Source organism: Microbacterium sp. P5_E9 (assembly GCF_054049175.1).
The window spans coordinates 1-24,081 of sequence record NZ_JBFUMV010000003.1; the positions used below are offsets into that span (position 1 = coordinate 1).

Sequence of the window (24,081 nt, forward strand, 5' to 3'; positions counted from 1 at the left end):
AGATCAGCCTCGTCGGCGATCCTCAAAGCGCCGCCCGTCACAGCCTCGGATACGACCTCAGCCATCATCGCGTCGAGTGCTTCGAGGCGATCGATGAGGTCTTTCATACCCCTATTCTGCTGAGGGCCACCGACATTCCGACCCCGAAATCAGCCTGATCAGAAGAAGTTTTCAAACAACTTTTCGAGGCGCGGCGGCGAGCCTGTCGCACGCGGTCGACGCGAGGTATCGACGCCGGACGCCGCTACCAAGACCCGTTCAGCGGCCTCGCCCAGCCAGCCCCGACACGCCCTCCGCAAGGCGCAGATCATCGACCTGGTCGACCGTCTCGACCGCCTGGTGGATCGGGCATCATTCAGCCCAGATCCGAATGACTTCCGGCCCGCAGCAGCGGGATGCCGTGCCGCGTCGGCAATCAGGCCATGCACCGCCCAGAGACACCGACCAGCCGCGGGTATCGGCCTGACGGGGGAACAGAAAAAGGAGGCCGCATCGGCCTCCGCACTTCCAGAATATCGCCGGGAGGGGGCCTTGCCGCAAGGCCCCCCTGTTGACGCATACTGAACGGCCGCTTACCTCGCCCGCCCCGAGGTAGGCGCGCCCAGAACGGAGGCCCCACACCCGATGACCCCCTTGGCCACCCGCGCATTCGACCTTCCCGACCGTCTCTCCGCCAAGGCCGATCCCGCGCTGATCGCCGGCGACGAACAGCGCTTCGCGGCGATCGGAGAGACCCTCGAGCGGTCGATCGCCGACCTGTCCGCTCGACTCGACGCGGTGCGCAAGGCGCCGACGGGAGGCGGCCAGGCCGCGCTGGACCGTGACCTCGAGGTCCACCGGCTCAGCGCACGCCTGAGCACCCTCCGCCGGTTCGGTCTCGACCTGTGCCTCGGGCACATGGTCCCAGAAGGCGGCGCGGAACCCGTCTACATCGGACGACTCGGCCTCACCGATGCCACCGGCATCCGACTGCTCGTGGACTGGCGATCCCCCGCCGCCGAACCATTCTTCGGCGCCACCCATGCCAACCCGATGGGGCTCGTGAGCCGCCGCCGCTACCGCTGGTCGCGCGGCCGGATCAGCGACTACTGGGACGAGGCATTCACTCCGGAGGGACTCGAACGGCGCGCGGCGCTCGACGACGACGATGCGTTCATCGCGAGCCTCGGCGCCGACCGGACAAGTCGCATGCGCGATGTGCTCTCGACGATCCAGGCCGACCAGGACGCCATCATCCGCGCCGGATCGCACGGTGCCCTGGTCGTGGACGGCGGCCCCGGCACCGGCAAGACCGTGGTGGCGCTGCACCGCACCGCCTACCTGCTCTACTCCGACCCGCGCATCGGCCGCGGCGGCGGCGGAGTGCTGTTCGTCGGTCCGCACCAGGCGTACCTGGCGTACGTCGACGACATCCTCCCGAGTCTTGGCGAAGACAGCGTGCAGATCTGCACGCTGCGTGACCTGATCGCCGAGGGGGCGGAAGCGGATGCCGAGACCGATCCGGATGCCGCGCGCCTGAAGTCGTCCGCGACCCTGGTGAACGCGATCGAGGCGGCGGTCCGGCTCTACGAGCGACCGCCCACACGCGAGCTGATGGTCGAGACACCGTGGACCGATGTGTGGCTCACCGAAGCGGATTGGGCGGAGGCGTTCGACTCCGCGGAGCCCGGAGCGCCGCACAATGAGGCGCGAGATCAGGTGTGGGAGACGCTGCTCGAGATCCTCGTCGACCGGCGCCCCGCGGGCATGCCCATGGCGATGTTCCGTCGCGAGCTCGGGCAGAACGAGGAGCTCCTGCGCACCTTCAGCCGCGCATGGCCGATCCTCGATCCGAACGCGCTCGTCGCGCAGCTGTGGACGTCGCCGGCATTCCTGCAGCGATGCGCGCCCAGGCTGAACGCAGACGAGGTCGCGGTGCTCCAGCGCAGCGATGGCCACGCCTGGACCGTCTCCGACCTGCCGTTCCTGGATGCCGCGCTCCGCCGGATCGGCGACCCCCAGGCAACCAGGCGCCGCCGGCAGCGCGAGGCGACCCTCGCCGCGGAACGCGAGGAGATGAGCAGGGTCGTCGACCATCTCATCGCCGCCGACGACTCCGAGATGTCGGTCATGTCGATGCTCCGAGGGCAGGACTTCCAGAACACCCTCGACGACGACACCGCCCTGCCGGGCGGCGACCCCGACCTGCTCGCCGGTCCGTTCGCGCACATCGTCGTCGACGAGGCGCAGGAGCTGACGGATGCCGAGTGGCAGATGCTGCTCGCACGCTGCCCGTCCAGGAGCTTCACGATCGTCGGTGACCGCGCGCAGGCCAGACACGGCTTCACCGAGTCCTGGGAGGAGCGGCTCGGCAGGGCGGGGTTCACCCGCACGAGCCTCGCTGCGCTGAACATCAACTACCGCACCCCGGCGGAGGTCATGGCCGAGGCCGAACCGGTGATCCGCGCGGCCCTGCCGGATGCGAATGTGCCGACGTCGATCCGCAGCAGCGGCATCCCGGTGCGGCATGGTTCGCTCGCCGAACTCGATGCGATCCTCGCGGCCTGGGCTGCCGAGCACGCCGAGGGCGTGGCCTGCGTCATCGGGCATCCCGCGTTCACACCGACGTCGCGGGTGCGCTCGCTGACCCCGGAGTCGTCGAAGGGGCTCGAGTTCGACCTGGTCGTGCTCGTCGAGCCGGACGCCTTCGGGACCGGCATCGAGGGAGCGGTCGACCGCTATGTCGCGATGACCCGGGCGACCCAGCAGCTCGTCATCCTGACGGCCGGGTGACCGGGCCCGCCGGTCCCTGAGCTTGTCGAAGGGACGGCAGGATGGAGCGCATGGTTCCCGCCGCACTGCCTCTGACCGAGATGCCGTCCCCGCAATTCGTCATGTCGGCGGAGGGGCACCGCATCGCCACCTACTCGTGGGGATCGGATGCCGCGCCCACCGTCCTGTGCGTGCATGGCTTCGCGTCCAGCACTCTGGACAACTGGGTCAAGACGGGATGGGTGCGCGACCTCCTCCGCGCCGGCTTCCGCGTGCTCGGCGTGGACCAGCGCGGACACGGTGCGAGCGACAAGCCGCACGATCCGCGCGACTACTCGATGCGCGCGCTCGTCGGCGACCTGCTGGAGGTGCTCGACACCTATCTGCTGGACACGGTGCTCTACAGCGGCTACTCCATGGGCGGGCGCGTGGGGTGGCAGCTGCTGGTCGACGCGCCGGACCGCGTGACCCGCGGGGTGCTCGGCGGCATCCCCGACGGGCGGCCGCTCGCCCGGATGCGGCTCGACGAGGCGCGCGCGTACGTGGAGGACGGCATCCCCATCGACGACGCGGTCACCCAGAACTATGTGACCCTCGCCGAGCGCGTGCCCGGCAACGACCTGCGCGTGCTGATCGCGCTGACCGAGGGCATGCGCCTCGGCGACGCGGATCCGGACCCTGCCCGTCCGCCGCAGCAGCCTGTGCTGTTCGCGACCGGCAGCGACGACGGCATCCTCGAGGCCTCGAAGCGCCTCGCCTCCGCGGCGCCCCACGGCGAGTTCCTCGAGATCCCTGGCCGGCACCACTTCAACGCACCGGGGTCGCGCGCGTTCCGCGAGGCCGCCATCGCCTTCCTCTCGTCGCCCGGTCCCTGAGCTTGTCGAAGGGTGCCACAACGCGAAAGGGCAGGTCCCCGCGAACGGGAGCCTGCCCTTTCGGCAGTCGGCGCTACAGGCTCAGGCCGTGCCCGAACCGGAACAGCGGGTCGACGGTGTCGAACGGCACGTCCGGACGGTTCGCCGCGACCGCCGACATCGAGCGCGGCAGGTCGAACGGCAGCCGGCCCTTGGGCTCGGCCGCCCCGGTGAGCACGTCCAGCAAGGCTGCGGCACTGGCGCCCCAGTTCAGCGTGACCCCGGCGGCCGCGTCGACGATCGGCTCGAGGATCGCCGGGCGATCAGCGAGGACGTCGACGATCGTGGGCACTGCCGCAGCGATCTCGCGCACGTGGTCGATGACCTCGTGCGAGTAGTCGAGCGAGCCCGCGTGGAAGAAGTTCTCGAACATCGTGTCGCGCTGCTCGAACGGCGCCGCCAGGCGCAGGATCGCGGCATCCGCGTCGATCGGCGAGTCCACGACGGTGCCGTAGCGCCCCGCGACCTCGGGGTCGATGCCCTCGACGTAGAGCCGCAGCCCCGGGGAGAGCGGTAGCGCGGGCGCGGCATCGCTGTCGGCCCAGCCGGAGCGCAGCGGGCGGTTCGTGACCACCGTGATCGACGCACGCTGGGCGGCTTCACCGGCCGCGCGGAAGTCCGCCCGGCCGACGATCTCATCTGCGGCGTCCTCGTCGACGAACGGGTCGTCGAAGAGGCCCAGCTCGAACTTCTCGCGGAGGATGCGCGCCGCCGAGACGTCCAGACGCTCTTCGCTGACCTCACCGGTGGCGACGAGGTCGAGCAGCAGCTCGGGGCAGGCTTCGCCGCCGAACTGGTCGACGCCCGCCTCGAGGACCTTCACCATGCGCTCGCGCGGGGTCAGGTGCTCGACGCCCCAGGCACGCGCCGGGAACGGCTGGCCGAAGATCTCGGCGTCGTTGATGAGGCCCCAGTCGGTGCAGACGAGTCCGTCGAACCCGAAGCGCTCGCGCAGCAGGCCCGTGATGACGGACTTGTTGAAGCCGAAGCCGACCTCTTCGTACTCGGTGCCGACCGGCATGCCGTAGTACGGCATGACCTGACGCGTGCCGGCCTCGAACGCCGCCTCGAAGGGCTTCAGGTGCAGTTCGAACTGGCCGCCGGGGTAGACCTGCTCGCGCCCATACGGGAAGTGCGGGTCTTCGCCGTCACGCTGCGGGCCGCCGCCGGGGAAGTGCTTGGTCATCGTCGAGACCGAACCGGGTCCGAACGACGAGCCCTGGAAGCCGCGGATGTACGCGGCGCCGAGGCGACCGGACAGCTCGGCGTCCTCACCGAAGGTGGCGACCTGGCGCGCCCAGCGGGGCTCGGTGGCGAGGTCTACCTGCGGGTGGAGGGCGACGCGCAGTCCGACCGCGGTGTACTCCTGGCGGGCGATGTCAGCGAACCGCTCGACGAGCTCCTCGTCGCCGATCGCGGCGAGGCCCATGGTCTCGGGCCACTGCGAGAACGGCCCCGCCATCATCGCGGTGCCCGGGTTGTCGCTGAAGGAGTGGCGCGGGTCGGTCGAGACCGTCACCGGAATGCCGAGCCGCGTCGACGCCGCGAGCTCCTGCAGGGCGTTGTGCCAGGCCGCGATGTCGCGGCCGCGGGGCGCGGCGCCGAGCAGGTTGAAGTGCGTCATCTTGCGGCCGTCGACGTACTCACGGGCGGAGGGCGTGGCGAACGCGGGGTTCGCCTCGTCGAGGTCGCCGATGGTGATCATCGTGTGGAAGAACAGCCCTGCCTTCTCTTCGAGGGTCATCGCCTCGAGCAGAAGGGCGACGCGCTCCTCCACGGGAGCATCTGCGTCGAGCCAAGGGCGGGTTGCGACGGATGCCGCGGCATCCGTCGTCATGATGTCGGTCATTTCTCTCCTGCGCATTGCCGGGCGTGCAGCTGCCATCGGCGTCGGGGCAGTCTAGCGAGCGGATCCTTTGCGCTTTCTGAATGCCCCGATGCGATCAGCGCGGTACGCCGCGGACCGCGCGGCCAGGGTAGGCCTCGGTGTCCAGCCGACCGTCGCGGATGACGAACGACCCTCCGACCAGCAGATGGCGGACGCCGCTGGACGGGCGGACCGGGTCGGCGACCGAGGCGTTGTCAGTGATCGCAGAGGGATCGAGCACGACGAGATCGGCATCCGATCCGGGGGCGAGGTGTCCCTTCGACCGCATCGCCGGCGCGACGTCATCGAGCACGCGGGCGGGAAGATACGAGCAGCGCCGGAAGGCTTCGACCCAGTCCCAGTCCCCGTGTTCGCGCACCATGAGGCGCAGGCTTCGCGCGAAGGTCCCCGCGGTGCGCGGATGGGTGGACGCGCCGGGCGGCAGCGGCCACTCCCTGCTGTCGAGGCGGCCGTCGGGCCACTCCACCGGCATCGCGTCGCTCGCGACGATCGAGTCGGGGTACGCCAGGGCCTGATGCAGCCGCTCGCGATCGGCCGGATCGCGCTCATCGAGGAACTCGACGAAGCAGGTGGCTCCGGGATCCAGGCTGCGTAGCTCATCGAGGCGCCGCGCGTCGGCGATCCGCTCTCCGGTGCCCAGCATGATGATGCTCGAGGGTCTGAGTCCGGCCGCGGGCAGGCGGTCGGGAGCGAGGAAGAAGGCGCCGACACTCGTGCTGCCCATGCCGTACGGGTAGGCCTCCACGGTGACATGGGATCCGGCGGCCTGGGCATCCGTCAGCATCGCCAGCACGCGATCGATGTGCCGCTTCGACGTGCTGTTCACGTGGCAGTGGTGCATCGCCGCGCCGGTCTCGGCCGCGGCGATCACGACCTCGCTGGACCCGTCGATGGGGGTCGATGGGTCGATCTCGACGAGCTCCCGCACGTGGGTGTAGGTCGGCGCGCCGGCACGCGCGGCCAGGGCCGCGACGGCGAGGTACTCGGCCGGGTCGGAGCGGGGCGCGTATCCCATCAGCACGCCGATGCCGAGGGCCCCCGCTGCGAGGTCGCGTTCGAGCAGGCCGAGCCACGCGGCCAGCTCGAGCGGCGATGAGCTGCGCTGCCAGTCCAGGTCGCCGAGGAGGGCCATCGAGTCCCGGAACCTCGCCTCCGGGGCGACACCCGCGAGCACCGCACCGCGGGCGGCCGTCCAGGATGCCGAGAACCCGTAGTTGAGCACACGCCCGTCTGCCGCGGCGTCGGCATAGGCCCGCTCGATGGGCATGAGCCCGGCCTCGAGGTCGAGGTTGGTCGTCACTCCGTCAAACGCCTGCAGCCGCTGGCCCGCGATCGAGTGGACGTGGCTGTGCAGGTCGACGAAGCCCGGTCCGACGACCATCCCGCTGACATCGATCACCGTCGCGTCCGATGCGAGCACCGGCAGGGTCGCGACCTCCGCGACGCGGCCGTCGCGGATCACCACGTCGGCCACCGCCGCGCTTCGAGATCCGGGATCGATGACCGTGCCGCCGCGGAGGATCGTCGTGCTCATGGGCCCCATTCTCCCCTGACCCGCGGCCGCGGGTCAGCGGGCGGTGACCTTGCCGAACAGGCGCGCGATCGGGGCGAGGATGAGGGGCCGCGCCGCGACCCACGCCGCGGCGATCACGACGAGGGACGCCGCGAAGATCCAGAACCCGGTCCAGTTCACGGCGTCCTGCGACGCGTACATGTGGTTGAGGTTCCGCAGCGCCCCGGTCGCGAACACCAGCACGACGTGCACGAAGATGAACGCCACGAAGTAGAGCATCACCGGGAAGTGGACGGCGCGTGCCCATTCCACCGGATAGGCGCGGTTCAGGCGCGGGGCGTCCTTCGGCCAGAGCCCGCCCATGCGTACGCCGGTGATCGCCGCGAGCGGTGCGGCGATGAACACGGTCGCGAAGTAGGCGAGCTGCTGCAGCGAGTTGTAGTTGACCCAGCCGTTCTCGGTCGGCCAGTCCAGCGACACGTACTGCAGCGCCGCGCTGATCGCGTTCGGGAACACCGTCCAGCTCGTGGGGACGATCTTCATCCACTGCCCGGTGACGAACAGCAGCACCACGAAGATCACGCCGTTGATCACCCACAAGAGGTCGAGCGAGAGGTGGAACCACAGGTTCAGGCTGATCTTGCGCCGGTTGTTGTTCCGCGGCGACCAGAACACACTGGGCCGCTTCTCGGTGCGCACCTGCAAGCCCGACCGGATGATCAGCACGATCAGGAACACGTTGAAGAAGTGCTGCCAGCCGAGCCACGCCGGCATCCCCACCGGTGCGCCCGCCGGCAGTGCGTATTCGCCGGGGTAGGTGGTGAGGAAGTCGACCATAAACTCGAGGCTCAGGAACCACCGTACGAACAGCACGACCATCGCCGCCGCGAACAGCAGCCCGGCACCGCCGATGATGACCGCGCCGGTCCACTGGGCTCCGGTGAACGGTCCGTACCGCTTCGGCTCGGACTTGGGCTCCGGGTTGTGGAGCGCTGCGGCCCCCGGCCACACCGTGCGCGTGAACGCCAGTGGGGGTCGGTCGGCGAGCGCGGCGGATGCCGCTGCCTCGGTCCCTGCGCCTGCCTCGGTCCCTGAGCCTGCCTCGGTCCCTGAGCTTGTCGAAGGGACCGCTGACGCTTCGACAGGCTCAGCGACCGCTGGGGTTGCCGGGGGAACGGGTGCAGTCGTTCGCGGAAGTCCCGCGCGGGGCTGGGTCGTGGCGACCGCCGCCGCGGCGGCGACGGCCGGGATCGCGGGTTCGGGCATTTCGTCTCGTAGAACCGCGGATCCTGAGCCTGTCGAAGGGGACTCAACGACCGGGATCGGTGCTGCAGCGACGGCGGCGGCGACAGCTGCCGGAACCGCGAATCCAGCGGGGGGCCAGGGCTCGCCACCAGGCGAACGCGGAAGACCGCGGCGCAGCGCCACGCCGCCGGCTCCGGTCCCTGAGCTTGTCGAAGGGACCGCGGACGCTTCGACAAGCTCAGCGACCGCGGGGGTTGCCGCGACCGCGGACGTTGCCGTGGCGGCGGTGGTCGCAACGGCCGCGGCCGCAGGCTCGGGCGTTTCGTCTCGCAGAACCGCGGTTCCTGAGCCTGCCGAAGGGCGCTCAACGACCGGGGACGAGGGAGCGGCCGCTACGGCAATGAGTCCGGCGGGCGGCCAGGGCTCGCCGCCGGGAGTGCGGGGAAGTCCCCGACGCAGGGTCGCTCCGCCAGCCGAGGTCCCTGCGACTGCCCCGGTCCCTGCGCCTGTCGAAGGGACCGCCGGCGCTTCGAGGGGCTCAGCGACCGGGACTGGGGTTGCAGCGACGACCGAGGCGGCTTCAGGCTCGAGCACTGTCGTGGCGGTGAGGACGGCACCCGGGCCGACGCCATCGCCCGCTGGCCACGGCTCGCCACCGGGTTGCCGCGGCAGCCCGCGCCGCACCGTCTGCCCGAAGGTCGCCATCGCCGGTTACGCCTTCTTCGCCTGCAGCGCCGCGATCAGCTGCGGCACGACCGTGAACAGGTCGCCGACGACCCCGAAGTCCGCGATCTCGAAGATCGGGGCATCCCCGTCCTTGTTGATCGCGACGATCGTCTTCGCCGTCTGCATGCCGGCCTTGTGCTGGATCGCGCCGGAGATCCCGAGCGCGACATACAGCTGCGGCGACACCGACACCCCGGTCTGCCCGACCTGGTAGGACTGCGGCACGTAGCCGGCGTCGACGGCCGCGCGCGAGGCGCCGACCGCCGCGCCGAGCACATCGGCGAGCTCGTCGACCAGGGCGAACTTCTCGCCCGACCCGAGGCCCCGACCACCCGCGACGACCTTCGCGGCCCCTCGCAGCTCAGGACGCGACGATGCCACGACGGCCGCATCGACGGAGACGACGGATGCCGCGGGCCGGCCCGAAGCCGGCACGGAAAGCTCCTCGACCGCCGGCGCAGCGACCGCCTCGGCCCGGGCGTCGATCGCGCCCTGGCGGACCGTGATCACCGGCGCACCCCAGGTCACCGCGGAATCGACGTTGTAGGCACCGCCGTACACCGAGTGGTGAGCGACCACGCCTTCGGCGTCGCGCGACACGGCCACGGCGTCAACCGCAAGCCCGGCGCGGGCACGCACGGCGAACCGCGCCGCGACCTCGCGCCCCTCGACCGAGTTCGACACGAGGATCGCGTCCGGGCGCACCAGCGCGGCGGCCGCGGCAAGGGCGTCCACCGCGGGCACCGAGAGCTGCGCGGCGTCGCCCGGCGCGGTCAGCACCCGGGCCGCGCCCAGCTCGCCGGCGCGGGCCGCCAGGGTCGCGGCATCCGCTCCGACGATCAGCGCCACCGGCGAGCCGACGCCGTCAGCGGCGCCGAGGAGACCGGCGGCAGACGATGCGAGCTCGCCGGACGGGGTGACATCGAGCAGGACGAGGATCGAGTCCTCGGGGAATTCCGTGGATTGAGTAGCCGCTTGCGGCGTATCGAAATCGGGCATCTCCGCGCCTCTCAGACGAGCCGGTTCTGGATCAGGAAGTCGGCGAGCTGCTGGCCCGCGTCTCCCTCGTCGACGATCTTCACGCCCGCGTGCCGCGGCGGCTTCTCCGACAGGGCGATCACGATCGACCGCGACGCTGCCGGATCCTCCGCGTCGATCGCGAGATCGGCGAGCGACAGGGTTTCGAACGGCTTCTTCTTCGCCGCCATGATGCCCTTGAAGTTGGGGAACCGGGCGTCCGGGAACCGCTCGGTGATCGAGATGACCGCCGGCAGCGGCGCCGTCACGCGGATCGTCGCCCCCTCGCTGGAGCGGTCGCCCGCAACTGAAGTCTCGGAGATGTCCACGGCGTTAAGGCTCGTCACGGCGGGCACGGCGAGCAGCTCGGCGATCATCGCCGGCACCACCCCGCCGGAGCCGTCGGTCGACAGGTTGCCCGCGATCACCAGGTCGAACCCGGTGCGCTTGACCGCGGCGGCGAGCACCTCGGCGGTCAGCCCCAGATCCGCGCCGACGAGCGCATCGTCGACGATCTGCACGGCGGACGTCGCACCCATCGCGAGCCCCTTGCGCACGGTCGCGGCGGCGGATCCCGGTGTCATCGACAGCACCACGACCTCCGTGCCCGGCACCTTGTCGGCGTAGGAGAGGGCCGCTTCGATCGCCCGTTCGCCGATCTCATCCAGCACGGAATCGCCCGCTCCACGATCCGCGAGACCCGTCTCGAGGCTGAGCTTGCGATCCCCGTACGTGTCCGGGACCTCCTTGACCAGGACCACGATCTTCATACCCACTCCTTCGTCTCCCAGAGTCTATTCAGGCCCGCGCGCGACGCCGGCGCGCCGGGGAGAACCGGCTACCGTGTAAGTCGACGGCGGGAGGTCACGGTGGCTCGGACGAAGCGACTGCGCGTCGACCCGATCGCCGAGGCCAAGCGCCAGTGGCTCGCCCACGGATGGACGGATGCCGCTGCCGGCATGACCGCGGTCACCTCCGTGATGCGCGCCCATCAGCTCATGCTCGCGCGGGTCGAAGAGACCCTGCGGCCGTTCCGGCTGAGCTTCGCGCGGTACGAGCTGCTCACGCTGCTGAGCTTCACCCGGGATGGACGGATGCCGATGGCCTCGGCATCCGCTCGCCTGCAGGTGCACCCGACCAGCGTGACGAACACGGTCGACCGGCTCGAAGCGGACGGGCTGGTGCGCCGCGAACGGCATCCCGACGACGGCCGGGCGACGCTGGTGACCCTCACGGACGCCGGGCGGGAGCTCGCGGTGCGCGCGACGGCGGCGCTCAATGCCGGGGTGTTCGCCGAGCCGGGGCTGTCTGCCGGCGACACCGACGAACTGGTGTCGATCATCGCCCGCTTCCGCCGCGGCGCCGGCGACTTCGCCGATCCCGAGCCGGTCCCCGACCCGCTCTGACGCGCCGTCCGCCGACCCCATCAACGGTTCGTGAACTCGGGCGGCCGCTTCTCGCGGAACGCGGCCATGCCCTCTTTCTGGTCGGCGGTGTCGAACACGCCGGCGAAGACGTGGCGCTCGAACCGGAGGCCCTCCGCGAGCGAGGTCTCGAGGCCGGCGTCGAGGGCCGCCTTCGCGGCGAACAGGGCGGGCAGCGACTTCGCCGCGATGACGTCGGCCGCCTTCGCGGTCTCGGCCAGCAGGTCGGCGGCCGGGAAGACCCGGGAGACGAGCCCCGCGCGCTCGGCCTCCGCGGCATCCATCAGCCGGCCGGAGAGCACGAGCTCGGCGGCCTTGTAGTAGCCGACCGCCCGGATGAGGCGCTGTGTGCCGCCCATGCCGGGGATGACGCCGAGGTTGATCTCGGGCTGGCCGAACTTCGCGGTGTCGGCGGCGTAGATGATGTCGCACATCATCGCGAGCTCGCATCCGCCGCCGAGCGCGTACCCCGAGACCGCGGCGATCACCGGCGTGCGGACCGCGGCGAACCGCCCCCACGCACCGAAGTGGTCGCCCATGATCATGTCGAGCCCGGTCTTGGACTCCATCTCCTTGATGTCGGCACCGGCCGCGAAGGCGCGCTCGGAGCCGGTCACGACGATGGCGCCGATGCCCTCGTCGGCGTCGAACGCGGTGGCCGCGACGACGATGTCGTTCATCACCTGCGAGTTGAGGGCGTTGAGCGCCTCGGGACGGTTCAGGGTGATCCAGCCGACGCGCCCGCGCGTCTCGACGATGATCGTCGTGTATTCGGTCATAGCGCCCATCGTTTCACCTTCCCACTTCGCCGAAACCACCCGTTCTGCGCGAGACCACCGAGTTGGGGTCGCCCGAAGAGGTGGACTGGCGCGAAGTGGGTGGTTTCGGGATCAGCTGTCTAGCGGAGGAGCTCACGGCCGATGATCACGCGCATGATCTCGTTCGTGCCCTCGAGGATCTGATGCACCCGGAGGTCGCGCACGACCTTCTCGATGCCGTAGTCCTGCAGGTAGCCGTAGCCGCCGTGCAGCTGGAGCGCCTCGTTGGCCACCCGGAACCCCGCATCGGTCGCGAAGCGCTTGGCCATCGCACACTGCATGGCGGCATCCGGCGCCTTCTCGTCCATCGCGATCGCGGCGTCGCGCACAAGCGCCCGCGCCGCGCGCAGCTCGGTCGCCATGTCTGCGAGGGTGAAGACCACGGACTGCCGTTCGGCGAGCGGCTCGCCGAACGTGAAGCGCTCCTTGACGTACTGCGTGGCCCGCTCGAGCGCCCACTGCGCACCGCCCAGCGAGCACGCGGCGATGTTGATGCGCCCGCCGTTGAGACCGGCCATCGCGATCTTGAACCCCTGGCCTTCGGCCCCCAGCAGGCTCGTCGCCGGCACCCGCACCTCGTCGAGGATCACCTGCCGCGTCGGCTGGGCGTTCCACCCCATCTTCCGCTCGTTCGCGCCGAACGAGAGGCCCGGCGCATCGTCCGGCACGAGGAAGGCGCTGATTCCGCGCGCCCCTGGTTCACCCGTGCGCGCCATCACGACATAGACGGATGCCTCGCCCCCACCGGAGATGAACTGCTTGACGCCCGTCAGCACGTAGTCGTCGCCCGACCGGATCGCGGTCGTGGCGATGGCCGCGGCATCCGATCCCGCCCCAGGCTCGGTGAGGCAGTAGGCGCCGAAGTCGTTCATCGCGGTGAGGCGCGGCAGCCACTCGTGCCGCTGGGCATCGCTGCCGTGGGAGTCGATCATCCACGCGACCATGTTGTGGATCGAGATGTAGGCGGCGATGGACGGGTCGGCCTTCGCGAGCTCCTCGATGACCTGCACCACGACCGACCGCGGCAGGGCCGACCCGCCGATGTCTTCGCGGACGTACAGCCCGCCGAGCCCGAGTTCGCCGCCGCGCTGCAGGACCTCGCGGGGGAAGTGCTTCTCGGCGTCCCACTCGATCGCGTGCGGCGCGAGCTCGGACTGGGCGAAGTCGCGCACCGCCTCGAGGATCGCGTCACGCTCGTCGGCAGTCAGTTGAGGAGCGGATGCCTCGGCTACCGCGGACTCCGGGGTCATTGTGTGGTCCTCTCGCCAGACGTCGATGTCAGGCTGATCAGTTTACATGGACATCCTACTATTTTGTCGGGACTCCACAGATCAGCCTCTTTCCGAAATGTTCACCCGGACGACACCTTTCGCGGGTAAACCAGAAGCGACCCCGCGGAGATGCTGATCCCCAGAGCTTCTCCGCCCCGCGCCGGCTACGGCGCATGGCCCGCCCTCGCAGTGGCGGGTGCGTGAGTCCCGGACGACTTCGGGTGTCGTCCGGGACTCACCCTTCTCTGCCGCTCTGCCGCTCTTCCGCTCGGCGTGCACGCCTGGGATCCCGTGGCGCGAGGGGGCCGTTCCCCTGCGGCCCGCTCGCCCGGAGGAACGGGGCCTTATCCTCGATTCAGTGCGCATCGATGCGCGGCGATGGAGGGGACGGACGGCCTGTTCACGATCCTCCGCATGCGCCAGCGTGCCAGCCTGTTCATCGGCCTCTTCATGGTCGGTGCGATCATCACCGGCGTCTGTGCCGGAGTAGTCGGCTTCCTGTCGTCTTCGGCGACGACGGGTGTGCGCGGTGCGCTGGCAGCGACTCCTGCGACCGACCTCTCCCTGGGCATCACGATGCCGCTGGCGCCCGATGCCGCCGAGCAGGCGCGCGTGACCGCCCAGACCCTGCGCAACGTCTTCCATGACGGAGCCCGCGCGATTCCGATCTCGATCGAATCGACTGTGCAGAGCGTGATCGCGCTCGAGGATCCGGGTGCCGATTCGGGCGCCGCCACCCGGCGCGCCGGTGTCGCGACCGCGTCTCATCTGGACTCCGACGCGCAGATCGCGGCCGGTCGATGGGGCTCGGATCCGGGCGAGGCGACACTGCAGGCGGATGCCGCTGCCGCACTGGGAGTGGTCCCCGGCGACACGCTGTCGATCGAAGGACGCGAGGTCACCGTCGTCGGCACGTGGCGGCTGGCCGATGCGAACGACGCCCGCTGGATGGCCGACGAGTTGTGGACAACGGGAGCCGATGGCAGCACCGTAGGCCCGATCATCATCGATCCGTCCCTCTGGAGCACGCTCAACGCCGAGCCCTGGGTCAACTGGACGATCATCCCCGACGCGGGACGCCTGCAGGCCACCGACCTGGCGGCGATCGATGAGGCGTGGGACGAGACATCCGCCGCCCTGAAGGCTGCGGGTCTTCAGACCGGCGTCCGGTCCGGCCGGTTCCTCGCCTCAGCGGGTGAGCTCGGCACACGACTCGCCGCGCTTCAGACCGCGATCCCCCTCGCGCTCGTCACCCTCGCCGCGATCGCGGCGCTCACCCTCTGGGAACTCGCCGGCCTCACCACCCGCACCAGGGCGACCGAGACGGCGCTGCTGTGGTCACGGGGCGCGACGACCGCATCGCTCTCCGCGCGCGCCGGCGCCGAAGCCGCGGTGGTGACCGCGATCGGGTCGGCGGTGGGCGTGTCGGTCGCCGCGCTGCTGCAGTGGAATGCCGGAGGGACGGATGCCGCGGCATCCGCTCTCGCCTCCGGCTGGTGGGCAGCCGCTGCCGTGATCGCGGTGACGGCGCTGGCCTTCGCGGTTCGCACCGCCCGCACCGCGGGTCCGGCGCGGTCAGCCGATCGTGCAGGGCGGGCGCGGAGGTTCGCCGGTGCGGGCGGGGTCGTGCTCCTCGTCATCGCGGCGGGACTCTCGACCTGGCAGCTGCTCACGTACGGGCCGATCACCGGGACGGGCATCGGCGGCACGAGCGTTGATCCGATCACGGTCGTCGCGCCGGCCCTCATCCTCGCGAGCGGGGTGCTCCTCGGCCTCTACGCATTCCCGCTGCTCGCGGGCGCGGCGGAGCGCACGGCGACGCGCACGACCGGTATGGCACTCGCCGTGCGCGGCGTGTCCCGCCGCATCGGAGCAGCGGCTGCGGCCATCGTCATGATCGGGCTCGCGGCGGGGCAGCTGATCGTCGCGGCGGGGTACAGCGCGACGTGGTCCGCGGCATTCACCCAGACGCAGGAGCTGGAGGCCGGGACCGCGCTGCGTCTCGCGGCCGATTTCGACGGGGTCGCGGAAGCGGACCTCGATCGTGCGGCGGCAGCGACGGATGTCGTCGGGCTCGCCCCCGTGCACGTCGTGTCGTTCAGCATCGGCGGAGACCGCGCGAGCCTGGTGGGTGTCGCACCGGCGGCGATCGCCGACCTGATGGCGGACGGACGGGGCCTCGTCGACCCCGTCGCCGTGTCGGTCGCGATCCCCTCGCCGTCGGCCGCGATCCTTCCCGACGGGGCGACCACGGTCAGCGTCGACGTGGGGTCGTCACCGGCCATCGCCGAGTCAGTCTGGCTCACGGACGCGTGGGGTCGGCTCGAGAAGCTGACCCTCACCCCGTCGACACCAGGAGTCGCCACCGCCGTGCTCCCCTCCGAGGGCCGGACACCGTGGCGGCTGGCCGCGATCGATCTCGCGCCGACCGGCGACGATGCCGCCGCCACGACCGACGAATCCCTCATTGCCGTGGAATCGGTCACAACCGACGCGGGGGCGGTGAGTCCAGTGCCCTCGACTCTGGCCGCCTTCCGCGACGGGGGCGCTCTCATGTCGCGGGCCGAAATCGCCGCCAAGGGTCTGCTGCGCGGCAGCGGCGCGGTGCTGCGCCTCCTCCCTGCGGCGGGTGTCAGCCCGATCGCGATCTCGGAGACGCTCGCCGAGCGCATCGGGGCCGAGATCGGGTCGTCGATCGCGATCACCGTTCCGCCCGCCACGATCCCCCTGCAGACCGTCGTAGCGGCGATCACCCCGGCGATCCCGGGCAGCAATGACCCGTCAGCGGTCATGATCGACGGCTCGGTGATCGATGCCGAGGCGCTCCGAACCGCTGTCGGTCCCGAGCCCGCCGCGACCGTGTGGGTGGGATCGACCCGTGCGAGCGAGAGCGCGGAGTCGCTGCGCGCGCTGCTGCCCGCGTCCGTCCGGGTCCGCGAACTCGGCGCGGAGCCCGATCTGCCGATGCTCGCCGCCGGGGCGAAGGCACTGTGGCTCGCGGCCGGCGCCGGCTCGGTGCTCGCGATCGCGGGTCTCATCGCCGTATGCGCCGGCCAGCAGCGCGAGCGACGACACGAGATCGCGGTGCTCCGGGCAGTCGGGCTCTCTTCGGGCCAGCAGGGCGGGGTGCGACGAGGCGAACTCGCCCTCATCACCGGCTGGGGGGCGATCTGCGGGGTGGCCGCCGGAACGGTGACGCTCCTCGTCGTCGTGGCAACTCTGGCCCGCGCCGCGATCCCCGGTGCGTACCCGAACATCCTGACGCCAGTGCAGTGGGATCCCGTCACAGGTGCCACCGCCCTAGGTGCGCTCCTGATCGCGGTGACGGTGGTCATAGCGATCGCGGGAGTGCTCACGGAACGAAGTGCCCGGTCGCTCACGCTCCAGGAAGCCGAAGGATGAGCCGGGAGCGCCGTGGTGCGTGGGGGCTGCTGACCCGGCAGGCCGCGACCGACCTGCCCCTCGCCGTGATCGTCGCGGCCGTGGTCGCGGTGGGCTCGCTGCTCGTGACCGTCGGCCCCGGCGCGCTCGCTCAGGTGGCCGACCGCGAAGTGCGGCACACGCTGACCGAATACTCCGCACTCCGCCATGACCTCACCGCTTCGGCGCCGTTCAGCTACCCGAGCGGGCGCGCCGAGGTGACCTCCGATCCGGAGCGCGACTTCACTGCGATCACCACGACCGTCGAGGGCGTCGGACACGGTCTGAGCGAACCGCTCGCCTCCCTCCTCGGCGCGCCGCAATGGGCGGCGATGTCTACGCGTGAGTTCGCGACGGTGCGGGATGACCGGGACCTGACCGCCGCACCGGTGCTCGGTCTGGTGGCGGCTCCGAAGTGGCGCGAGCTCATCACCTTTGTCGAGGGTGTCGCGCCGACGCCGGGGGCGGCGGCCGAAAGCGAAGAGGGCGAGCCGTCGTCGCATACCCCGGTTGAAATCGCACTGTCGGTCGCCGCCGCCCGTGAGGTCGGGCTGGTCGTCGGCGATGTCATCGACACCGACACAGCCACGTACGCGGTCTCCGGCCTGTACGAACCCGCCGATCCGGGCGACCCGTTCTGGGGGCATCTGTCGCTCCTGCAGAGCCCGGCGCCGGGCCGCGGCGACGATGGAAGGCCGAGCTACTCCCTCGACGCGCTGATCGCTCCCGCATCGACGGCCGCCCTCCCGCAACGGTTCAAGGTCGCACGCCTCGAGGCGTGGTACCCGGTGCTGATCGACGAGGTCGCGTTTGCCGACCTGCCGGTCATCGCGGAGCAGATCCGTCAGCTCAGCTCCCAGAGCATCCTGCTGCCCTCGAACGAGACCCTGCTGTTCACGCCACGGCTCGCATTGGATCTCGACCAGGTCACCGCGCGGGTCACGGTGACCACGGCGCTGCTGGCGCTGCTCCTCGCCGGTCCGCTTGGAGTGATGCTCGCCGTGCTGGCACTGGCCGCGGGTTCGATCGCCGACCGCCGTTCGACCGCGCTTGCTCTCGCTCGGGCTCGCGGCGCCAGCGGACTGCAGCTGCGCACGGCGATGATGGTCGAGGGCGCGGTGCTCGCCGTCCCCGCGGCCGCGCTCGGGGCTGCCGCCGCATTCGCGGCGACGGGCGGCCGGACGACCATGCTCGATCTCTGGCCCGCGGTGCTCGTCGCCGCGACGCCGCCCCTCCTGTTCGCCCTCGCGGTGCCCGCGGCCGCCGACCGGCCTCGCCGCCGGACGAGCATCCGGTGGGTCGTCGAGGTGCTCATCGCCGGCCTGGCCGCCGCATCCGTCTTCCTGCTGTTCCGTCGCGGCGTCGCGCCTGCCGGCGCGGGGATCGATCCCCTCGTCGCCGCCGCGCCCCTTCTCATCGCGGCTGCCGTCACGGTGGGGGTGCTGAGGGCCTACCCGTGGCTCATGGCGGCGGCCCAGCGCGCGGCCGGCCGATCCCGCGGCGCCGTTGGACTGGTGGGCTCGGCACACGCCGTGCGCGCGCCGTCCCTCGGCTTCGCCGCGGCGTTCGCGCTGATCGTCGGCGTCTCAATCGCCGTCTTCTCCGCCGGAGTGGCGGCCTCACTCGCCGATGCGCTCGCCGCCGAGCCCGTGCCCGGCGGCGACGCGCCCGCACTCAGCGCCGGTCACCCGCTCGTCGTCGCGGTCTTCGCGGTCCTCGTCGCGGCCGCCGCACTGCCGCTGCTCTTCTGCGTCGTCGCGATCGTGCTGGCCGTGATCGCCGCCGCGCGAACCCGCAGCCGGACGGTCGGGGTGCTGCGGGTGCTGGGATTCTCGGCCAGCCAGGTGCGTGGCCTCGTGGCATGGGAGATCGTGCCCGTGGTCGTCGTCGCGATCGTCGCGGGCGTCGCGCTCGGGGTCGCGGAGGTGTTCGTGCTCAGCGCCGCCCTGGACCTGACGTCGATCGTCGGCGCCAGGAGCTCACCGCCGGCGCGCGTGGACGCGCCCGTCACGGCGGCCATCGCGCTCGCCTTCGCGGCCGCGACCGCCGTTGCCGCGGCGATCGCCACCAGGGTCGCGCGCCGACGATCGCCCGGGTACCGGATCAGGATGGGAACCGAATGACCTCTCAGATCAGCTGTGTCGACCTCGTGCGGATCTTCTCCGCACAGGGCGTCGAGGTGCAGGCCCTGCAGGGGCTCAATCTCGAGATCGAGGCGGGCGAACTGACCGCCATCGTCGGTGCGTCGGGCTCGGGCAAGTCGACGCTCCTCACGATCCTGTCGGGGCTCGACACCCCGACAGCAGGGTCGGCGACGGTCGACGGCCACGACCTGCTGTCGATGCGCGGGGCTGAGCGCACGCGCTATCGGCGGGAGACTGTCGGGTTCGTCTTCCAGCAGACCGAGCGCAATCTGCTGCCGTTCCTCACCGCGGCCGAGAACATCACGATGGCTCTCACCGTGGCCCGCTCGCCGCGCTCGCTCCGCGCCGCACGGGTCGATGGCATGCTCGAGGTGCTCGGCCTCACCGCGCTGCGCGACCGCACTCCGGGTGAGCTCTCCGGAGGCCAGCGGCAGCGGGTCGCGATCGCCGTCGCCCTGGCCAACGCGCCCCGGGTGCTGCTCGCAGACGAGCCGACGGGTGAGCTCGACGAAGCGGCATCCGCTCAGATCCTCGAGCTGCTCCGCGAGATCAATGAGCGGCTCGGTGTGACGGTGCTCATCGTCACGCACGACGAGGCGGTCTCCGGCCATGTGCGCCGGACGATCCAGATCCGCGACGGTCGCACCTCGACCGAGGTGCTGCGCTCGGTGCGCACCGACCACGAGGGCGTGCAGCAGCACATCGCCCGGGAGTACGCGGTGCTCGACCGCGTCGGGCGCCTGCAGCTGCCCCAGGAGTATCTGACCCACCTCGCCCTGCGAAACCTGGTGCGTCTCGAACTCGAGACCGATCACGTGCAGGTGCATCCGACGGGCGAAGCCGAGGACGACGCATGACCGACGACAGGGCCGTGCTGCGCAGCGCCGGCGTGACCAAGACCTACGGCAGCGCGCCGAACGAGGTGCACGCGGTCGCCGACGTCTCGGTCGAGCTGCACGCGGGCGAGCTCCTCATGCTGCGCGGGCCGTCCGGTTCGGGCAAGACGACGCTCCTCAACATCCTGGGCGGGCTGGATGCCCCGACCAGCGGGCGCGTGTGGCTGCGAGACAGCGAACTCACGGCGACACCGGAGAGCGAGCTGGTCGAGCTGCGCCGGCGCGATCTCGGCTTCGTGTTCCAGTCCTTCGCGCTGCTGCCGATGCTCACCGCCGCCGAGAACGTGGAGGTGCCGCTGCGGCTGATCGGCACGCCGGTCGCCGAGCGCACCGCTCGGGTGCGGGAGCTGCTCGAGAGCGTGGGGCTGTCCAAGCACGGGGCACAGCGCCCCGACGAGCTCTCGGGCGGACAGCGCCAGCGGGTCGGCATCGCACGCGCCCTCGCCAACCGGCCCGCCGTGCTGATCGCCGATGAGCCGACCGGTCAGCTCGACTCGCGCACCGGCGCGGCGATGATGGACCTCATCGCCGCACTCGTGCACGAGCACGAGGTCGCGGCGATCGTGACGACCCACGACCCGAAGCTGCTCGGCCGCGCCGATCGCCTGCTCGAGATCGCCGATGGTCGGCTGACCTAGGCGTGCTGCCTCCCCGCGATCGATCCCGGCAGGTGAGGCGGGCGCTCAGAGCCGCTCGATGATCGTGGCGTTGGCCATGCCGCCGCCCTCGCACACGGTCTGCAGCCCGTAGCGACCGCCGGTCGCCTCGAGATGCGCAAGCAGCGTGCCGAGGAGGCGCGTGCCCGAAGCGCCCACGGCGTGGCCGAGCGCGATCGCCCCACCCCAGGGGTTGAGCTTCGCCGGATCGGCCCCGAGCTCCTTCGCCCAGGCGAGGGGCACGGACGCGAAGGCCTCGTTGACCTCGTACGCGTCGATCTCGTCGAGCGACAGACCGCTGCGCTCGAGGATGCGGCGCGTGGCGGGGATGGGCCCGGTGAGCATGAACAGCGGGTCGTCGCCGACGACGGCGAAGGAGTGGAATCGCGCGCGGGGGGTGAGGCCCAGCTGAAGCGCGCGCTCCTCGCTCATGATCAGAACAGCGGATGCCGCGTCCGTGAGCGGCGACGAACTGCCCGCCGTGATGTTCCACTCCAGTTCGGGAAAACGCGCGGCGACCTCGTCGGTGTGGAACGGAGAGCGAAGTCTGGCGAGCCCGTCGGCGGTCGTCGCCGGCCGCACGGTCTCATCGGTCGAGACGGTTCCGTGCGCAGTCTGGACGGGCACCACCTGGGACGCGAAGCGGCCATGGGCCCAGGCATCCGCCGCCCGTCGATGGGATTCGGCGGAGAATTCGTCGAGCTCCCGCCGCGAGAGGCCCCACTTGTGCGCGATGAGCTCGGCTGAGACACCCTGATTGACCGGGCCTTCGGGGTAGCGGGCGGCGAGGCCAGGTGCGAACGTTCCGCCCGTGCCCGACGAGCCGAGGGGGACGCGGCTCATCGACTCGACGCCGGCCGCGATCACGATGTCGTAGGCGCCCGCGATGATCCCCTGCGCGGCGAAGTGCGCGGCCTGCTGGCTCGAGCCGCATTGCCGGTCGATCGTCGTGGCCGGCACAGACTCGTCGAACCCCGCCGCGAGTACGGCCTGCCGGCCGATGTTCATCGACTGGTCGGCCACCTGGCTGACGCAGCCCATCAGCACGTCGTCGATCTGGCGCGACTCGAGGCCGTTGCGCTCGAGCACCGCGCGCAGCACCACGGCAGCGAGATCGACGGGGTGCTCACCGGAGAGCGCTCCGCCCGGCTTTCCGCGCCCGGACGGGGTGCGGACGACATCGACGATGACAGCGGTCGTGCTCATGTTCTCTTCCCTCTGGACTCCGGGCGACCGTCGGGGATCAGACGTCGGCCGACTCCGCCGGACGGGTCGTGATCGACGCGGTGACGGCATCCGGAACGTAGCCCTCGATGTGCCGCTCATCCGGGCCGTTGTAGGCCGACAGCGGGCGGATGAGCGCGTTGGATGCCGCCTGCTCCATGATGTGCGCCGTCCACCCTGTGACCCGCGCCGCGACGAACAGGGGCGTGAAGGTCAGGGTGTCGAAGCCGATCAGGTGGTACGCCGGTCCCGACGGGTAGTCGAGGTTGGGGTAGATCCCCTTGCGGGCGACGAACTCGGACTCCAGCTCCTCGTACAGGGCGGCGAGATCGTCGGCGTCGTAGTGCTCCACCAGAGTGTCGAGCGCGGCCTTCATCGTCGGCACGCGCGAGTCGCCGTGCTTGTAGACGCGGTGACCGAAGCCCATCACCTTGCGCTTCTCGGCGATGGCGGCGTCCAGCCAGGGCTTGACGTTCTCGGCCGAGCCGATCTCGTCGAAGATGTGCATCACGGCCTCGTTCGCACCACCGTGCAGCGGACCCTTGAGGGCGCCGATCGCACCGACGACGGCCGAGTAGAGGTCGGCGATCGTCGAGGTGATCACGCGGGCCGTGAAGGTGGACGCGTTGAAGGAGTGCTCGGCGTACATGATCATCGACACGTTGAACGCGCGGGCCACGACCGGGTCGGGCTCCTCGCCGAACGTCATCCAGAGGAAGTTGTGCGAGTAGTCGAGATCCGCGCGCGGCTCGACGAGCTCCTGGCCGCGCCGACGCCGCTGGTCGTAGGCGACCATGGCCGGCAGCTTCGCGAACAGGCGCCGCGCCTTGCCGAGGTCGGACTCGCGTGAGGTGTCGTAGGCGGCGGGATCGGATGCCCCGACCACTGACACGGCCGTGCGCAGGACATCCATCGGATGGGCGTCGAGCGGCAGCAGGTCGATCGTCTGCTTGATCGCGTCGTCGAGGGCCCGGTGAGCGCGCTCCTCGGCCGTGAAGTCGGCGAGCTGCTCGTCGGTGGGAAGCTCGCCGTACCAGAGCAGGTACGCGACGGCCTCGAACGACTGCGTCGCGGCCAACTCCTGCACGGGGTAACCGCGGTACAGCAGCGAGTTCGTGTCGGGGTTGACCTTGCTGACGGCCGTGTAGTCGGCGTAGACGCCGACGAGGCCCTTCTTGATGTCGGTCGGTTCGGTCATGCTGGCGCTCCTCAGTGCTGAATCTGGAAGTTGAACACCGAAGTGTCGAAGTGGTTGTAGGCCTCGTAGTCGATCAAGTCGTAGAGCTCGGCGCGGTGCTGCATCTCGCCGAGCTTCGAGGTGAGATGACCCTCATCGAGGAGCGTATCGAGACCGCGGCCGGCGGCGCCCATCGCGATGCGCAGGAGCGACACCGGCCAGATGACGATATTGACCCCCGCGCCCTGCAGCTGGGCCGAGGAGAACAGCTCGCTCTTTCCGAACTCGGTCATGTTCGCGAGGATCGGCACGTCCAGCGCCGTCCGCATCGCCTCGAACTCGCGGAGGTCCCGCATCGCCTCGGGGAAGATGGCATCGGCCCCGGCATCCACCAGCGCCTTCGCGCGGTCGATCGCGGCAGGAAGTCCCTCAACGGCGCGGATGTCGGTGCGCGCCATGATCAGGAAGTTCGGGTCGCGGCGGGCATCGGCGGCGGCGCGGATGCGCTTGACCGCGGTGTCCTCGTCGACGACGGACTTGCCGTCGAGGTGGCCGCAGCGCTTCGGGTTGATCTGGTCCTCGATGTGGGTGCCGGCAAGGCCCGCATCCTCGAGGGTCTGGATGGTGCGGGCGACGTTCATGGGCTCGCCGAACCCGGTGTCGGCGTCGATGATCGCCGGAAGCTCAGTCATGCGCGCGATCTGCTGCCCGCGTCCGGCGACCTCGGTGAGCGTGGTGAGGCCGATGTCAGGCAGGCCCAGGTCGGCACTCAGGACCGCTCCAGAGATGTAGACGCCCTCGAAGCCCTTCTGCTCGATGAGCCGGGCGGAGAGCGGATTGAACGCGCCGGGGAAGCGGAGGAGCTCGCCGGAGGCGAGGCGCTCCCGGAAGAGCCGGCGCTTCTCCGCCGCGGGGGTTGTCGAGTACAGCATCAGGCCGCTCCTCCTTCACAGAGTTCGCAGTTGCGCGCGAAACTCGCACGAATTAGCCGGATTGC

General features: G+C 70.7%; 17 protein-coding genes. 7 read left to right on the top strand and 10 right to left on the bottom strand.

Features of this window, described 5'->3' with window-relative positions:
* The first annotated feature begins 624 nt into the window (after window positions 1-624).
* Both helR and ACXJ3V_RS06355 read left to right on the top strand, forming a co-directional pair.
* Entirely contained in the window at window positions 625-2,772 is a 2,148-nt protein-coding gene (gene helR, locus ACXJ3V_RS06350; RefSeq protein ID WP_457099432.1) for an RNA polymerase recycling motor ATPase HelR, read from the top strand.
* A gap of 50 nt (window positions 2,773-2,822) precedes the next feature.
* Window positions 2,823-3,626, top strand: coding sequence for an alpha/beta fold hydrolase (locus tag ACXJ3V_RS06355; RefSeq protein WP_457099433.1), 804 nt, complete (start codon window positions 2,823-2,825; stop codon window positions 3,624-3,626).
* 73 nt (window positions 3,627-3,699) lie between these two features.
* Here ACXJ3V_RS06355 and ACXJ3V_RS06360 read toward each other — a convergent pair whose 3' ends face one another.
* From ACXJ3V_RS06360 to ACXJ3V_RS06380, 5 genes are all read right to left on the bottom strand, one after another.
* Window positions 3,700-5,514 carry a glycoside hydrolase family 3 protein gene (locus tag ACXJ3V_RS06360; protein WP_457099434.1) on the bottom strand — a complete coding sequence of 605 codons (1,815 nt, stop codon included), beginning with the start codon at window positions 5,512-5,514 and terminating at the stop codon, window positions 3,700-3,702.
* Between the two features lie 94 nt (window positions 5,515-5,608).
* On the bottom strand, window positions 5,609-7,087 hold the full coding sequence (locus tag ACXJ3V_RS06365) for an amidohydrolase family protein (protein WP_457099435.1): 1,479 nt from the start codon (window positions 7,085-7,087) through the stop codon (window positions 5,609-5,611).
* A gap of 33 nt (window positions 7,088-7,120) precedes the next feature.
* The gene (locus ACXJ3V_RS06370; RefSeq protein ID WP_457099436.1) at window positions 7,121-8,332 is read right to left on the bottom strand and encodes a cytochrome b/b6 domain-containing protein; all 1,212 of its coding nucleotides are present in this window, start codon (window positions 8,330-8,332) and stop codon (window positions 7,121-7,123) included.
* Window positions 8,333-9,022: 690 nt separating this feature from the next.
* On the bottom strand, window positions 9,023-10,036 hold the full coding sequence (locus tag ACXJ3V_RS06375; RefSeq protein WP_457099437.1) for an electron transfer flavoprotein subunit alpha/FixB family protein: 1,014 nt from the start codon (window positions 10,034-10,036) through the stop codon (window positions 9,023-9,025).
* Window positions 10,037-10,047: 11 nt separating this feature from the next.
* Complete coding sequence (locus ACXJ3V_RS06380; protein ID WP_457099438.1) at window positions 10,048-10,824, bottom strand: electron transfer flavoprotein subunit beta/FixA family protein; 777 nt, start codon at window positions 10,822-10,824, stop codon at window positions 10,048-10,050.
* Window positions 10,825-10,923: 99 nt separating this feature from the next.
* Between ACXJ3V_RS06380 and ACXJ3V_RS06385 the strand changes: the two genes are divergently transcribed.
* Entirely contained in the window at window positions 10,924-11,460 is a 537-nt protein-coding gene (locus ACXJ3V_RS06385; protein WP_457099439.1) for a MarR family winged helix-turn-helix transcriptional regulator, read from the top strand.
* Window positions 11,461-11,480: 20 nt separating this feature from the next.
* Here ACXJ3V_RS06385 and ACXJ3V_RS06390 read toward each other — a convergent pair whose 3' ends face one another.
* Both ACXJ3V_RS06390 and ACXJ3V_RS06395 read right to left on the bottom strand, forming a co-directional pair.
* Window positions 11,481-12,257: an enoyl-CoA hydratase-related protein gene (locus ACXJ3V_RS06390; protein ID WP_457099440.1), complete on the bottom strand. Its 777-nt coding sequence runs from the start codon at window positions 12,255-12,257 to the stop codon at window positions 11,481-11,483.
* Between the two features lie 119 nt (window positions 12,258-12,376).
* Window positions 12,377-13,546 (bottom strand): acyl-CoA dehydrogenase family protein, encoded by a 1,170-nt coding sequence (locus tag ACXJ3V_RS06395; protein ID WP_457099441.1) that lies wholly within the window; start codon window positions 13,544-13,546, stop codon window positions 12,377-12,379.
* A 399-nt stretch (window positions 13,547-13,945) separates the two neighbouring features.
* Between ACXJ3V_RS06395 and ACXJ3V_RS06400 the strand changes: the two genes are divergently transcribed.
* Genes ACXJ3V_RS06400 through ACXJ3V_RS06415 form a run of 4 tightly spaced genes read left to right on the top strand, consistent with a single transcriptional unit; the run spans window position 13,946 to window position 20,665 of the window.
* Window positions 13,946-16,969: an FtsX-like permease family protein gene (locus ACXJ3V_RS06400; protein WP_457099442.1), complete on the top strand. Its 3,024-nt coding sequence runs from the start codon at window positions 13,946-13,948 to the stop codon at window positions 16,967-16,969.
* Window positions 16,966-19,110: an FtsX-like permease family protein gene (locus ACXJ3V_RS06405; RefSeq protein ID WP_457099443.1), complete on the top strand. Its 2,145-nt coding sequence runs from the start codon at window positions 16,966-16,968 to the stop codon at window positions 19,108-19,110. The genes ACXJ3V_RS06400 and ACXJ3V_RS06405 overlap by 4 nt, the downstream gene beginning before the upstream one ends.
* Complete coding sequence (locus tag ACXJ3V_RS06410) at window positions 19,107-19,988, top strand: ABC transporter ATP-binding protein (RefSeq protein ID WP_457099444.1); 882 nt, start codon at window positions 19,107-19,109, stop codon at window positions 19,986-19,988. Before ACXJ3V_RS06405 ends, ACXJ3V_RS06410 begins: the two co-directional genes overlap by 4 nt.
* Entirely contained in the window at window positions 19,985-20,665 is a 681-nt protein-coding gene (locus ACXJ3V_RS06415) for an ABC transporter ATP-binding protein (RefSeq protein ID WP_457099445.1), read from the top strand. The genes ACXJ3V_RS06410 and ACXJ3V_RS06415 overlap by 4 nt, the downstream gene beginning before the upstream one ends.
* A 45-nt stretch (window positions 20,666-20,710) precedes the next feature.
* Here the strand turns inward: ACXJ3V_RS06415 and ACXJ3V_RS06420 are convergent, their stop codons facing one another.
* The 3 genes from ACXJ3V_RS06420 to prpB are packed head-to-tail and all read right to left on the bottom strand — an operon-like array spanning window position 20,711 to window position 24,016.
* The gene (locus ACXJ3V_RS06420) at window positions 20,711-21,889 is read right to left on the bottom strand and encodes a thiolase family protein (RefSeq protein WP_457099446.1); all 1,179 of its coding nucleotides are present in this window, start codon (window positions 21,887-21,889) and stop codon (window positions 20,711-20,713) included.
* Between the two features lie 37 nt (window positions 21,890-21,926).
* A complete protein-coding gene (locus ACXJ3V_RS06425) occupies window positions 21,927-23,105 on the bottom strand; it encodes a bifunctional 2-methylcitrate synthase/citrate synthase (protein ID WP_457099447.1) in 1,179 nt (392 codons plus the stop codon).
* A gap of 11 nt (window positions 23,106-23,116) precedes the next feature.
* Window positions 23,117-24,016 carry a methylisocitrate lyase gene (gene prpB / locus ACXJ3V_RS06430; protein ID WP_457099448.1) on the bottom strand — a complete coding sequence of 300 codons (900 nt, stop codon included), beginning with the start codon at window positions 24,014-24,016 and terminating at the stop codon, window positions 23,117-23,119.
* Window positions 24,017-24,081 lie beyond the last annotated feature (65 nt).